The sequence below is a fragment of the Raineyella sp. genome, from assembly GCF_034933565.1.
GTDB lineage: Bacteria > Actinomycetota > Actinomycetes > Propionibacteriales > Propionibacteriaceae > Raineyella.
Genome location: NZ_JAYFNG010000002.1, coordinates 20,501 through 32,898, shown reverse-complemented (window position 1 = coordinate 32,898; position 12,398 = coordinate 20,501). Strand labels below are relative to the sequence as shown.

Annotated in this window: 12 protein-coding genes and 1 pseudogene; 6 read left to right on the top strand and 7 right to left on the bottom strand. The window is 71.0% G+C overall.

The window, feature by feature from the left end; translation table 11 throughout:
* Positions 1 to 45: 45 nt before the first annotated feature.
* Positions 46 to 288, bottom strand: coding sequence for an NINE protein (locus VB059_RS00195; protein ID WP_323419999.1), 243 nt, complete (start codon positions 286 to 288; stop codon positions 46 to 48).
* A gap of 1,102 nt (positions 289 to 1,390) precedes the next feature.
* Here VB059_RS00195 and VB059_RS00190 point away from each other — a divergent pair.
* A pseudogene (locus VB059_RS00190) lies at positions 1,391 to 1,816 on the top strand (transposase); the annotation flags it as partial.
* Positions 1,817 to 1,938: 122 nt separating this feature from the next.
* Here the strand turns inward: VB059_RS00190 and VB059_RS00185 are convergent.
* Both VB059_RS00185 and VB059_RS00180 read right to left on the bottom strand, forming a co-directional pair.
* Positions 1,939 to 2,643 carry a DUF805 domain-containing protein gene (locus VB059_RS00185; protein ID WP_323419998.1) on the bottom strand — a complete coding sequence of 235 codons (705 nt, stop codon included), beginning with the start codon at positions 2,641 to 2,643 and terminating at the stop codon, positions 1,939 to 1,941.
* 251 nt (positions 2,644 to 2,894) lie between these two features.
* Positions 2,895 to 3,353 (bottom strand): DUF805 domain-containing protein, encoded by a 459-nt coding sequence (locus VB059_RS00180; protein WP_323419997.1) that lies wholly within the window; start codon positions 3,351 to 3,353, stop codon positions 2,895 to 2,897.
* Positions 3,354 to 3,587: 234 nt separating this feature from the next.
* On the opposite strand from VB059_RS00180, the gene rpsF reads away from it, so the two are divergent.
* The 4 genes from rpsF (at position 3,588) to rplI (ending at position 5,474) form a co-directional block, all read left to right on the top strand.
* Positions 3,588 to 3,881 (top strand): 30S ribosomal protein S6, encoded by a 294-nt coding sequence (gene rpsF / locus VB059_RS00175; RefSeq protein ID WP_323419996.1) that lies wholly within the window; start codon positions 3,588 to 3,590, stop codon positions 3,879 to 3,881.
* Between the two features lie 157 nt (positions 3,882 to 4,038).
* Positions 4,039 to 4,644 (top strand): single-stranded DNA-binding protein, encoded by a 606-nt coding sequence (locus VB059_RS00170; RefSeq protein ID WP_323419995.1) that lies wholly within the window; start codon positions 4,039 to 4,041, stop codon positions 4,642 to 4,644.
* A gap of 127 nt (positions 4,645 to 4,771) precedes the next feature.
* Positions 4,772 to 5,005, top strand: a complete 234-nt coding sequence (gene rpsR / locus VB059_RS00165) for a 30S ribosomal protein S18 (RefSeq protein ID WP_317691612.1) — start codon at positions 4,772 to 4,774, stop codon at positions 5,003 to 5,005.
* Between the two features lie 22 nt (positions 5,006 to 5,027).
* Positions 5,028 to 5,474: a 50S ribosomal protein L9 gene (rplI, locus tag VB059_RS00160; RefSeq protein WP_323419994.1), complete on the top strand. Its 447-nt coding sequence runs from the start codon at positions 5,028 to 5,030 to the stop codon at positions 5,472 to 5,474.
* A 222-nt stretch (positions 5,475 to 5,696) separates the two neighbouring features.
* Here rplI and VB059_RS00155 read toward each other — a convergent pair whose 3' ends face one another.
* Together VB059_RS00155 and VB059_RS00150 are read right to left on the bottom strand one after the other, a co-directional pair.
* Entirely contained in the window at positions 5,697 to 7,016 is a 1,320-nt protein-coding gene (locus tag VB059_RS00155; RefSeq protein ID WP_323419993.1) for an MATE family efflux transporter, read from the bottom strand.
* A gap of 222 nt (positions 7,017 to 7,238) precedes the next feature.
* Positions 7,239 to 8,429 carry an amino acid aminotransferase gene (locus VB059_RS00150; protein WP_323419992.1) on the bottom strand — a complete coding sequence of 397 codons (1,191 nt, stop codon included), beginning with the start codon at positions 8,427 to 8,429 and terminating at the stop codon, positions 7,239 to 7,241.
* Positions 8,430 to 8,584: 155 nt separating this feature from the next.
* Between VB059_RS00150 and VB059_RS00145 the strand changes: the two genes are divergently transcribed.
* Positions 8,585 to 10,396 carry a DUF885 domain-containing protein gene (locus tag VB059_RS00145; protein WP_323419991.1) on the top strand — a complete coding sequence of 604 codons (1,812 nt, stop codon included), beginning with the start codon at positions 8,585 to 8,587 and terminating at the stop codon, positions 10,394 to 10,396.
* Positions 10,397 to 10,529: 133 nt separating this feature from the next.
* Here the strand turns inward: VB059_RS00145 and VB059_RS00140 are convergent, their stop codons facing one another.
* Both VB059_RS00140 and VB059_RS00135 read right to left on the bottom strand, forming a co-directional pair.
* The gene (locus VB059_RS00140) at positions 10,530 to 11,090 is read right to left on the bottom strand and encodes a GNAT family N-acetyltransferase (RefSeq protein ID WP_323419990.1); all 561 of its coding nucleotides are present in this window, start codon (positions 11,088 to 11,090) and stop codon (positions 10,530 to 10,532) included.
* A gap of 533 nt (positions 11,091 to 11,623) precedes the next feature.
* Entirely contained in the window at positions 11,624 to 12,274 is a 651-nt protein-coding gene (locus tag VB059_RS00135; protein ID WP_323419989.1) for an NADPH-dependent F420 reductase, read from the bottom strand.
* Positions 12,275 to 12,398 lie beyond the last annotated feature (124 nt).

Genomic DNA, 12,398 nt, shown 5'->3' with positions numbered 1-12,398 from the left:
CCGGGCCACCGCGCGATCCTGAGGAAGGCCCGCGATGGGCCGGGGCTATCGGAGCGGATGGCCGTCCCCATCGGTGGCGTACGAGCCGGAGCCGACGAGAATGAGGATGAATTCGACGAACGCCCATACCGCGACTGCGAAGACGAGAATGAATCCTACGACGATGCCGGCAGTGATCCACCCCACAATGGTCAGTGCCAGCTGGGTAACTGCCCGGCCCATGCGGTGCAGGTAGAAATTGTGGATACCCAGAGTTCCGAGAAAGAAGGCCAGAAGTGCTGCCGCCACTCGGGACCTCTGCTCAGGGAACTGTTGGGCGACCGGCAGCCCCGCAGTCTGCGAGTAGTGCAGCTGTGCCGGATATCCCGGCTGGCCCTGGTATCCGGGCTGGCCTTGGTATCCGGGCTGGCCTTGGTAAGGAGGTTGTGTGAGGGGGCCGGGCATGCCTGCTTGATGGGTCTGGGGTGAGCCTTCCCACGGGGCCTGGCGCCCCGACTGGGCCGGAGGGACTGGAGTTTCGTACCCTGCGGGTGCGCCTGCAGGATTGAATGGCAGACCCTCAACACCCGGGTTACTGATGGGCATGGGCTGGCCGTTCGGTCGGGGAGAGTCGACGTCGAATGCGGAGGCCGGCTCGGCTGCGTACGGAGACGCGGCGGAGCTTGTCGGATCCGTTAGGAATGACTGTTGAGGGGCGTCCGTCGGCCGGGTTTCGGCTGCCTGACCGTCAGGCAGCCGAGAGGCCTGCCAGTCGCCTTCTGGCGCGGGTTGGGAACCGTTAGTGCTCATGGATCGCTCCTGTGACTTGAGGTTCGTCGCCACGGACGCGGCGAGCGACGCCTCATTCTGGCATTCTTCGGGTGCTCGAGTAGTGAGTGCGGTACCGGAACCCTCTGGGCCGTTGACATGTGAAGTCCGCCATGGATCGCTCTCTTGATTCAGTCAGAGCGCCGGTATCGGTTCCCCGCAGCAGAGAGGCAGCAAGGCCCGTGACGCGAAAGGCAGCTGCAGACGCGCGCGGGTTCTGGGCCATGCAGAAGGACAGAATCGGAGACACCATCCTCACTGTCCGGGGATTGAACCCGGAGGTGCTCGACATGGTCGTGGGGCAGCTCGGTGGAGCACTGCTGGGGCGAAGGCGAGGCGTGCTGAGCAGGCACCTCCGGCGTCAGCTCATGGGTGCGACGGTGACGAGCAAGTTCAGGCAGACGTGGGCGAAGTCCTACAGCTCCACCACCTGCCGCGAGTGGAGCAGCAGCATGACCAACGCTCAGCAGTGGGCGGCGTCGGACATGCTCGCCGGGGCGCGAAATCAGGGGCGACGGTGGGACCGGGCTGCCCTCGGATGCACTCACTAAGAGGTGCGGGACATGGAAGAAGGTGAGCTGACCTTCGTCGGCCTCAGTTCCGCGTCGACAAGGCCTTGCGGGTGGTGATCTGCCAGGCCTGGATCGACGGCGTCTCGACCCGCAAGGTCGACCAGCTGCTCAAGGCCCTCGGCAACACCGCCGGGATCTCCCGTTCTCAGGTCTCGCGCGTCTGCACCCAGATCGACCAAGCCGTCGGCGAGTTCAGCGGCCGGGTCCTGGACCACACCTGGTTCCCCTACCTCGACGCGACCTACCTGCACGTCCGCCTCGGCGGACGGGTCGTCTCCCAGGCCCTGGTCATCGCGACCGGGATCGCCGCGACCGGGCGTCGTGAGATCCTCGGCCTGGCCTTCGGTGACGCCGAGATCACCGATCTCTGGACCGAGTTCTTCCGCGGCCTGCGCGCCCGCGGCCTGAAAGTCTCCTCCCCGACCGACCCCCTGGGGCGTCGTCCTGGTCATCTCAGGTGCGTCGCGTTGCCGGGCAGGCCGACGCCGGCGGGCTCGGGTCAGGCGGGCGCCGGGTCAGGACTGAGCCACCGGCGCCCTGACCGCGCCGGCCTGACCCGTCAGGACTGGGACGCGGGCGGGGCCGTCGGGTCGTCAGGTCCCTGCGGAGTCTGCGCGGTCCGCGGCGGTTGGGGCGCCTGGCCGAACGGCGACTGCTGGCCGAACGGCTGTTCCGGTGACGGGGCCGGCGGCTGCTGGGGCGGATACGGCTGCTGTGGTGCCTGCCCGGAGGGCTGCTGCCCATAGGGATCCTGAGGTGCCTGCCCGGAGGGCTGCTGGGGCTGCTGGCCGGAGGGCTGCTGGGGCTGCTGGCCGTACCCCTGCGGTGGGTATTGGTCATAGCCCTGCGGTGCGTACTGACCGTACGGGTCCTGCGGGTAGCCGGAGCCATCGCCCGCGACGCCCTTGGGGTTGGGGCCGTACTGGTTGTCGCCGGGCTGGGAGTCCTTGATGTAGTAGAGGAAGATCAGCAGGAGGACGCCGATGACCGGGATCAGGCCGAGCAGGAGGTACCAGCCGGACCGGTTGATGTCGTGCAGGCGTCGGATGGCGACGGCGATGCCCGGCAGCAGCAGGACGAGGCTCACCAGACCGGCGATCGGCGTGGCGGTGCTGCGGCTGAAGAGGATCTTGTCGAGGATCCCGGCCGCCGCGTCGGCGATGACGACGAACAGGACCCAGTACCAGAACTCGGACCGTCGGGCCCGGCCGGTGAAGGTGACGTACTTGCTGAAACAGGTCTGAATCGCTTCGGAGAAGCCCATGGTCACTCCCGGAGGGTCAGGGACCGGCGCAGGGTCCGGTCACACGACAACGGTACGGCCGGGCGGGCCCGCGATGCAGGGTCCTGCGGAGGAAAGTCTCGTCACTCGTGCGGGTCGTCGCTCGTGCGGGGCCCTGCGACGGTGCGGACCCGGACCGGGATCCGACGACGGGGCCGGGGACGGCATGACGGCCCGGGCTGGTCGCGCCGGGCCGTCATGGTGCTGCGGCACCTGCTGGGGTGGGGCCGGGGTCAGGCCTCGGGGGTCCCGGTCAGCTGGCCGTCGGTGTATCCGGCCGGGGCCGTCACCGGGGCCGGGGCAGTGGTGGGCCGGGTGGCGACGAGCGGGTCAGGCCCGAACCGGTTGGCGCCGGCCACGGACTTCTTGATGTAGAAGGCGAAGATCAGGAAGAGATCGCCGATCACCAGCACGAGGGCGAGCAGGATCCACCAACCGGAACGGTTGACGTCGTGCAGGCGCCGGACGGTCACGGCGAGGCTCGGCAGCAGCAGGGCCAGGCCGGCGAGCGACGAGAGGATGCCCGTGACGGCGCCCTCCGGGGTGAGGCCGAGGGCGTTGTCCAGCCCGGCGGCGATGAGGCTGACGATGAAGGTGAAGAGGACGAAATACCAGAACTCCGCACGGGTCGCGCGACCCGAGAAAACGACGTACTTGCGGAAACAGGTCTTGATCGCGTCGAGGAAGGCCATATGTGCTCCTGTGGTCCGGGCCGGCGGATTCTGCCGGCCTCGCGAGGAGGACCGTACTGAAAAAGAGGGCAATGTCGGGCATCGGGGTCCGGCGGGCGGCCGATTGGCATCCGCGCTGCCCGGCGCCTAGACTCGTCCCTTGGTCCTCACTCCCCATGAGCGGGGGCCGGCACACGCCCTCCTGCCATGGGACAGACCCATGGCCGCAGAGACCACAGGAGGTGGGATACGCGTATGCGCAAGTACGAGATCATGGTCCTCATCGATCCGGACACCGATGACCGTCAGGTCGCCCCGATGATCGAGAAGCACCTCGAGACCATCACCAACGAAGGCGGCTCGGTCGAGAACATCGACCACTGGGGCAAGCGCAAGCTGGCCTACGACATCAACAAGAAGTCCGAGGCGTTCTACGCGGTCATCAACCTGACCGCCGAGCCGGCTTCCGTCCAGGAGATGGACCGACTGATGACCATCAACGAGCAGATCATGCGGACCAAGGTGCTCCGCCCCGACCTGCACGCCTGATCGTCCTCCGTCCGGACGACCCGGCCCGCCGAGCGGGACCCTGACTGTCAGCGGCCCCTGGCAAGGTGGGAGCATCGGTCCGACACGTCAGATCCCTCTGACCCAGGACGTCTGCATCGGGTCCACGGACATCAACAATCTCGACTGGAGATCCTTCATGGCTGGCGAAACCGTCATCACCGTCGTCGGAAACCTCACCGCCGATCCCGAGCTGCGCTTCCTCCCCTCCGGGGCGGCCGTCGCGAACTTCACCGTGGCCTCCACGCCGCGGACGTTCGACCGGCAGTCCGGCGAGTGGAAGGACGGCGACGCCCTGTTCCTCAACTGCTCCGTGTGGCGCCAGGCGGCCGAGAACGTCGCCGAGTCGCTGCGCAAGGGCATGCGGGTGCTGGTGCAGGGCCGGCTGCGGCAGCGCAGCTACGAGACCCAGCAGGGCGAGCGTCGTACGGTCGTCGAGCTGGAGGTCGACGAGGTCGGCCCGTCGCTGCGTTACGCGACCGCCGCGGTCACCCGGTCCTCGGGTGGCCAGGGCGGTCAGGGTGGCCAGGGCGGCGGCTTCGGCGGCAACCAGGGTGGCGGGTACGGCAATCAGGGCGGCTACGGCTCCCAGGGTGGCCAGTCCGCCGGCGGCTACGGCAACCAGGGTGGCGGCTTCGGCGGCAACCAGGGTGGCCAGTCCGGTCAGGGATCGCACGGTGGCGACAACCGTGAGCAGCTGGCCGACCCATGGGGTCAGCCGCAGAGCGACGAGCCCCCGTTCTGATCGGGCCCGCCGCTGATCAGAAACGCTACTGATCCGGCAGGACCCTGATCTGCTCCCGTCGAGAGCACACCACACATCCGAAGGCACATTCCGGCATCACGCCGGGCTCTGAAAGGAGAGCACCACAATGGCCGTACGCAAGCCCATCAGCAAGAAGAAGGCTGCGCCGATCAAGAAGACCCGCATCGGCAAGGTGGACTACAAGGACACCGCGCTGCTGCGCAAGTTCATCTCCGAGCGTGGCAAGATCCGTGCGCGTCGGGTGACCGGCCTGTCGGTCCAGGACCAGCGCAAGGTCGCCATCGCCATCAAGAACGCGCGCGAGGTGGCCCTGCTGCCGTACGCCTCGGCCTCCCGCTGATCAGGAAGAGGAGAACACAGTCATGAAGCTCATCCTGACCAATGCAGTGGAGAACCTCGGTATCGCCGGTGACGTCGTCGAGGTCAAGGACGGCTATGCCCGCAACTACCTGGTCCCGCAGGGTTTCGGGATCAAGTGGAGCCGCGGTGCGGAGTCCCAGATCGAGGGCATCAAGCGCAACCGCGACGCCCGCCAGGTGCATGACCGCGCCCACGCCGAGGAACTGCGTGTGCAGATCGAGGGCCTGAAGGTCCAGATCGCCGTGCGGGCCTCCGAGGAGGGCAAGCTCTTCGGTGCCGTCACCGCGGCCGACATCGCCAAGGCCGTCAAGGCCGCCGGTGGCCCGACCATCGACAAGCGCGGTGTGAAGGTCGAGAAGCCGATCAAGACCGTGGGCGAGCACACTGTCGGTGTGAAGATCCACGAGGCCGTCACCGCGCACTTCCCGGTGGAGGTCGTCGCCGCCTGAGGCGCCGATCGATGCGCCGTCTGAGGCGCTGAACGTACGGAGGGGCCGATCCTGCGGGGTCGGCCCCTCCTGCGTACGTCTCACCTCCGGCGCGTGCCGCCTCCCGTAACGTTCTTCTCCGGTGCATGCCGCCGCCGGTAGGCCGCACCTCCGGCGTGTGCCGCGCCCCGGGGTGGGGATGGCGGCCGCACCCCCTGGTGGCGACGGCGCGTCCCAAGCGGCTCAGTGGCCGACAACCATCCACGCCGTGCCGCGGGCGCGGAGCCACAGCGTCACCGCCCGGGCAGCGATCCACACGCCGTACGCGGCCCACAGCCACGCCAGGCCCGCGTCCGTCGCCCGTACGACCAGGGCGAGCGGGGCGTAGACCGCGGTGGCGAGCAGCCCGGCCAGGGAGAGGTAGCGGGCGTCGCCGGCGCCGATCAGCACCCCGTCGAGCACGAACGTCACGGCGCCGACCGGGATGATGCAGGCGAGGACGACGAGGGTCACCATCAGGACGCCGTGCACCCTCGGGTCCGGCGTGAAGAGGCCGCCGAGCACCGGCCGCAGCAGCACCAGCGCCACCCCGACCACCACCCCGAAGCCCACCCCCCAGACCAGCACGCGGCGGGTGATCCGCCGGGTCCCGGTGACGTCACCGGCGCCGAGCCGCAGCCCGATCAGGGCCTGCGCGGCGATCGCGAACGCGTCCAGGGCGTACGCCATCGTCTGCCACAGGCTGTACGCGACCTGGTGGCCGGCCAGGGCGACCTCGCCCATCCCGGCGGCGGTGAACGTCGTGACCGCGATCGCGACCTGGAGGGTCGCGGCGCGCAGGATCAGCCAGCCGCCGGACCGGGCGGCTGCCAGCACCCCGCCGAACCGCAGCTCGAACCGGACGCCGTGGCTCGCCGCACCGCGCAGTACGGTCGTGCCGAGCACGGCGGCGCCGGCCCACTGGGACAGCGCGGTGCCGATCCCGGCGCCGGCGATCCCGAGACCGGCGCCGTAGACCAGGGTGAGGTTGAGGGCGATGTTGACCAGGTTGACCCCGACCGCGACCAGCAGGGGGATGCGGGTGTTCTGCAGTCCGCGGAGCACGCCGGTCGAGGCGAGGCTGACCAGTTGCGCGGGCAGGCCGAGGCCGACCAGGCGCAGGTACGTCGTCGCATAGCCGGTCGCCTCGGGAGTGGACCCGTACAGGCGGAGAATCGCCGGGGCGCCGACCAGCAGCCCGACACACAGCACGACCCCGATCAGCAGGCCGAGGACCATGCCGTCCAGGCCGCCGGCCAGCGCCCCGCGGCGGTCGCCGGCGCCCAGGAGCCGTGCCACGGTCGCCGTCGTGCCGTACGCCAGGAAGATGGACAGGCCGACGAGCAACCCGATGACGGTGGAGGCCATTGTCAGGCCGGCCAGCTGCGCGGTGCCGAGGTGCCCGACGATGGTGGTGTCGGCCAGGATCAGCAGCGGTTCGGCGACCAGCGTCGCGAACGCCGGGACCGCCAGCGCCAGGATCTCCCGGTTCAGCGAACGTACGGTCCTGGGAGTCTCGATCACCTGGTCAGCATAGGGTCCCGGCGCACGGGCCCCGACCCACCGACGAGCCGGGGCGGGGCCGGGTCCCCACCCGTGGACCGGGTCGCTTCGAGCACACAGCCGCGAAGCGAGTCCCGGTTTCGGCGCTTCCCCCTGCGGGCCGGGTCATCTCCCCGTTCTGCGGCAGTGTCGATCGGTCAGGCCCCGGTGACACGGACCCGGTCGGGTGATCCCGACGTCAGGTCACCAGACCGCGGCGATCGCCTCGGCGACGCGGTCGATGTTGCCCGGGTTCAGCGCGGCCACGCAGATCCGGCCCTTGTCGGTGCCGTACACGTGGAACTCCTCGCGCAGCCGCACCATCTGGTCCTTCGACAGGCCGGAGTAGGAGAACATCCCGACCTGGTCGGTGATGAAGGAGACGTCGTCGGTGACGCCGGCGGCCTTCAGCCCGGCGACGAGAGCGGCGCGCATCTGCTTGATCCGGTCGCGCATCTCGCCGAGCTCGACCTCCCACTGGGCCCGCAGCTCGGGGTCGCCGAGGACGGTGGCGACGATCTTCGCACCGTGGGTGGGCGGGTTGGAGTAGAGCGTACGGACCACTGGCTTGAGCTGGGACAGCACCCGCCGGGCCTCGTCCGCGTCGCCGCAGATCACCGACAGGGCGCCGTCGCGCTCGCCGTACAGGGAGAAGCTCTTGGAGAACGAGGTCGAGCAGACGAACTGCAGCCCGGCGGCCGCGAACCGGCGGACCACCTGGGCGTCCTCCTCCAGGCCCTGCGAGAAGCCCTGGTAGGCCATGTCGAGGAACGGGACCAGCCCGCCCTCCTTGACCACCTCGATGACCGTGCCCCACTGGCCGGCGTCGAGGTCGTAGCCGGTCGGGTTGTGGCAGCAGGCATGCAGCACGACGATCGTGCCGGCGGCTGCGGCGCGCAGGTCCTCGATCATCCCGTCGAAGTCGATGCCCCGGGTGGCGGCGTCGTAGTAGCGGTAGTTCTCCACCGGGTAGCCGGCCGCGGTGAACAACGCGCGGTGGTTCTCCCAGGACGGATCGGAGATCAGCACCGTCGCACCGGCGGCGACCTTCTTGAGGAACTCCGCGCCGACCCGCAGGGCGCCGGTCCCGCCGAGGGACTGGACGGTCGCGGTGCGCTCGATCACCGGGCTGCCGGCGCCGAGGACGAGCTCCTTGACGTACGCGTTGTACGCGGCCAGTCCGTCGATCGGCAGGTACGGCTTCGGCTGCGGGGTGGCGGCGATCCGCTTCTCCGCCTCGGCGACGCAGGCCAGCAGGGGCAGCTTGCCCGCCGCGTTCTGGTAGGCGCCGACCCCGAGATTCGCCTTCTGAGGATCGGTGTCCGCCTTGAACTTCTCGGTCAGGCCGAGGATCGGGTCGGCGGGAGCCATTTCGACGGCGGAGAACAAGGACATGGAGACCCCTTCGCTCGGAGCTGGGCTGCGCGCGGGGTGGCGCGGTGTCCAGCGTAGTGCGCGGAGCGCGCGATGGAGGCCCCGCACGACTCTCCGGACACGGTGTCGGGCCTCCCTCCGGACACGGTGTCGGGCCTCGGGGTAGCGTCGGCACGGTGAGGAATCCCAGCGCCATCGACACGATCGCCGAGGACCACACCCGGCGGCTGGCCGAGCTGCGGCCCACCTGGGCGACCGCTCTCGGCGTCCCCGGCCACGACGACCGGATGGGCGACTTCTCGCCCGCCGGCCACGCGGCCTACGCCGACCTCGTCCGCCGGACGCTGGCCCGCCTGGACCGGGTCGCGGTGGATGACCGGGTCGCGGCGGCGCCGGGTGACGACGTGGCTCCGGAGGGGCCCGCGGGCCGTGGCGCTGCGGAGACCCCGGCGGACATCGCCGCCCGGGACACTCCGGCGGACATCGCCGCCCGGGACACCGTCACCCTCGCGGCGATGCGCGACCGGCTCGGCCTGGAGCTCGAGCTGTACGAGGCCGGCGAGTACCGGGCGGCCGCGAACAACATCGAGTCGCCGGTGCAGGGCCTGCGCGAGGTGATCGACCTGATGCCCACCGACTCGGCCGCAGACTGGGAGGTGGTCGCCGCGCGGGTGGCCGACATCCCGCAGGCGGTCGACGGCTACATCGCCTGCCTGCGGGAGGGCCTGGCGGAGGGCACCCGCGCCGGCTCCGGCCCTGACCGCGGGCCGCGGCCGACCCGCCGACAGGCCGAACAGGCCCTCGCCGACGCGGCGCTGCTCGCCGATCCCACGGCCTCGTGGTTCGTCACCCACCTCACCGCGCCCGGGCTCGCCGACTCCACGCTGACCGCCCGCCTCGAGCAGGCGGCCCAGGGCGCCGCCGTGGCGTACAGCCGGCTGGTCGGGGTGCTGCGCGATGAGGTGCTGCCGGGTGCGCCGGAGGCCGATGCCGTGGGCCGGGAGCGCTATGCGCGGTTCTCCCGCGACTTCGTCGGCGCTGCCGTCGACCTGGACGAGACGTACGACTGGGGCCTGGACAACCTGCGCACGCTGGCCGCCGAACAGCAGGCCCTCGCCGCCGGGATCGCCGGACCGGGTGCCACGGTGCGGCAGGCGATCGAGGTCCTGGACGCCGACCCGGCGCGGTGGATCCACGGCACCGACGCGCTGCAGGAGTGGATGACCCGGGTCAGCGGGGAGGCCATCGAGGCGCTCGACGGGGTGCATTTCGACATCTCCGGTGATCTGCGTCGGCTGGAGTGTCGCATCGCGCCGACGAACACCGGCGGCATCTACTACACCGCGCCCAGCGACGACTGGTCCCGCCCGGGGCGGATGTGGTGGTCGGTGCCGGCCGGGGTCAGCGACTTCACCACCTGGCGGGAACGCACCACCGTCTACCACGAGGGTGTGCCGGGCCACCACCTGCAGATCGGCCAGGCGGTCGCCAACAAGGACGAGCTGAACACCTGGCGACGCCTGGTCTGCTGGACCTCCGGGCACGGCGAGGGCTGGGCGCTCTACGCGGAGCGGCTGATGGCCGAGCTGGGGTTCCTCGACGACCCGGGGGACCGGTTCGGCATGCTCGACGCGCAGCTGCTGCGCGCGGCCCGGGTGGTGTTCGACCTCGGGGTGCACCTGGGCAAGCCGGCGCCGGAGGAGTTCGGCGGCGGCACCTGGGACGCCGACAAGGGATGGGCCTTCCTGCGGCACTACGTCGCCTCCGACGAGGGCACGCTGCGGTTCGAGTGGAACCGCTATCTCACCTGGCCGGGCCAGGCGCCGAGCTACATGATCGGCCAGCGGATGTGGCAGGAGCTGCGCGCCGACGCAGCCGCGGCTGCCGTCGCGCGGGGGACGGTGTTCTCGGCCGCCGACTTCCACGCCCGGGCGTTGTCCCTCGGCTCCCTGCCACTCGACGTGCTGCGGACGGCCCTCGCGGGCTGAGGCCCGACCCCGGTAGCCCCGGATCCCGGCGGTCCGGATCCCGATCGGGGCAGTCCCGACGGTCCCGATCCCGGTGATCGGCCGCAGGCGGTCGACCCCGGGGCGGTCCCGGTGCGCCCGCGGGGCGGCGCGGTCAGATCGCGCCGGCGTACATCACCGCGGAGCAGCGGCAGGCCGCGCCACCACAGGCGGGGCAGCCGGCCGGCGCGTTCTCGCCGACGCTCCAGAAGCCGGGCACCTCGGCGAAGGGTTCCAGCCCGACGCGCTCGAGGATGGCGCCCATCGTGACGCCGTGCGGGGTCTGTCGGGCCACCGCGGCCCAGACCCCGGCGCGCTGCCGACGGAGCTGTTCGCGGGCCGCCTGGGTGAGGTGGGTGCCGAGGCCGCGGCCGGTGTGGTCGGGGTGCACCGCCACCGTGTCGAGCAGGCCGATCCGCCGGGCATGGAGCACATCGGGCAGGCCACTGCGCAGCATCCGGGCCATCGGGCCGGGCTTCATCGTGGTGCCCAGGCAGACCCCGACGATCGTACGGTCCGATTCCGCGACGAGGGCGAATCCGTACGGGTCGTGGCGGAAGGTGTCCGGTCCACCGAGCAGCGGCTCGTGTCCCACCTGACAGCGAATGATCGCCTGCACGGCGGGGAAGTCCACCGGGGAGGCGAGGCGGATGCTGAGAACTGAACTGCGCGGCATGGCGTCCCCAAGGCTAGGACGGTCCCGGCCCGCCCGTCCACCGGGGCCCCGCCGGGACAGGTGGGCGTCCCTCACCGTGTTCGCCGCCTCCCTCACCGTGTTCTCAGCCCCGGTCGGGCAGGGTCTGCTGTTGGTGATGCCGCACCTCACCGCGTGCCCGCGCCGCGCCGCCAGCTCCCTCCTCCTCCGGTGGCGCGCGCGGGCCGTTCCCGCCCCGGTCCCGGGCCGGTGGCCCGCCGGGAGCCGGCGGGAATAGCCTTTCGATGATGGCCGGCGCCCGGGTGGACGCCCTAGCGTGGTGGTGGGCCGGGTGGACGGCAATCCCCCATTTGTTGCACACCACCCGGCTCGCCATGTTCCCGCTTGTTGCGTCGTCTTCACCTCCCGCGTCTCCCCGGCCGTCGGCGGCGAGGGCCGGGCCTCATCCGGCCGTACTGCTCGACGGGAGTCAGTCGGCGGTACCTGCTGGCCGGCACCCACCCGGACGTACCTGCTCGACGGGAGTCACCCGGCGGGGGCCTGTTCGGCGGACGTCAGCGGGCGAGCGCGTCGGCCAGCGCTGTACGGAGCCCGTCCGCCGTCCAGCGCCCGTGGAAGATCGGGGTGCCCGGGGCGAACAACCTGCCGTTGGCCAGTGGCCCTGCGTCGACGGCATCGAACCCGATGGCGTCCAGCAGGGCACTGACCCTCGCCGTCGCTTCGGGGCGGTCCGAGGCGACCGCCAGCGCCCGGCGCCCCTCCTCACCGCTCGGGCGGGTGTCGGTGCTGATCTCGCGGGCCCCGATGTGGTTGAGCGTGCGGACGACGAAGGAGCCGGGCAGGTGCTGCTGGACCAGTTCGCTGGTCGAGCGGGGATCGTCGTCGATCTCGGGGATCCGCCCGTCGATCAGGGGCAGGTAGTTCATCACGTCGACGACGATGCGTCCGGCCAGCGGCTCCGCCGGCAGCGAGCGGTAGCGCCGCAGCGGGATGGCGGCGATGACGATGTCGCTGGCGTACGCCTCGGTGCGCGGGACCGCCTCGACCCCGGGCAGGAACGGGGCGATCTGCTCGGCCGTCACCCGCGCCGGCCGCCGCGTCGCGAGGCGTACGTCGTAGTCGGTGCCGAGCAGGCGGGCGGCGATCGCCATCCCGAGGTGCCCGGCCCCGAGGATCCCGACGGTCAGGTGGTGCGGTGATCTCACCCGGCCATTGTCATCGTCGCCGGGCCCGGTGGCCGTCGTCGGCCACGGGGTGGCCCGGGCCGACCTCCCGCACGCCGGTCGGGGGTCGCCGTAGTCCCGTGTGCCGTTCCGGTCCGGCGGCTAG

What these genes read in the sequence shown, in the direction of transcription:
- VB059_RS00185 (WP_323419998.1), bottom strand. Translation starts at nt 2,643, where the DNA reads ATGGGCTTCTCCGAAGCGATTCAGACCTGTTTCAGCAAGTACGTCACC.
- VB059_RS00180 (WP_323419997.1), bottom strand. Translation starts at nt 3,353, where the DNA reads ATGGCCTTCCTCGACGCGATCAAGACCTGTTTCCGCAAGTACGTCGTT.
- rpsF (WP_323419996.1), top strand. Translation starts at nt 3,588, where the DNA reads ATGCGCAAGTACGAGATCATGGTCCTCATCGATCCGGACACCGATGAC.
- VB059_RS00170 (WP_323419995.1), top strand. Translation starts at nt 4,039, where the DNA reads ATGGCTGGCGAAACCGTCATCACCGTCGTCGGAAACCTCACCGCCGAT.
- rpsR (WP_317691612.1), top strand. Translation starts at nt 4,772, where the DNA reads ATGGCCGTACGCAAGCCCATCAGCAAGAAGAAGGCTGCGCCGATCAAG.
- rplI (WP_323419994.1), top strand. Translation starts at nt 5,028, where the DNA reads ATGAAGCTCATCCTGACCAATGCAGTGGAGAACCTCGGTATCGCCGGT.
- VB059_RS00150 (WP_323419992.1), bottom strand. Translation starts at nt 8,429, where the DNA reads ATGTCCTTGTTCTCCGCCGTCGAAATGGCTCCCGCCGACCCGATCCTC.
- VB059_RS00140 (WP_323419990.1), bottom strand. Translation starts at nt 11,090, where the DNA reads ATGCCGCGCAGTTCAGTTCTCAGCATCCGCCTCGCCTCCCCGGTGGAC.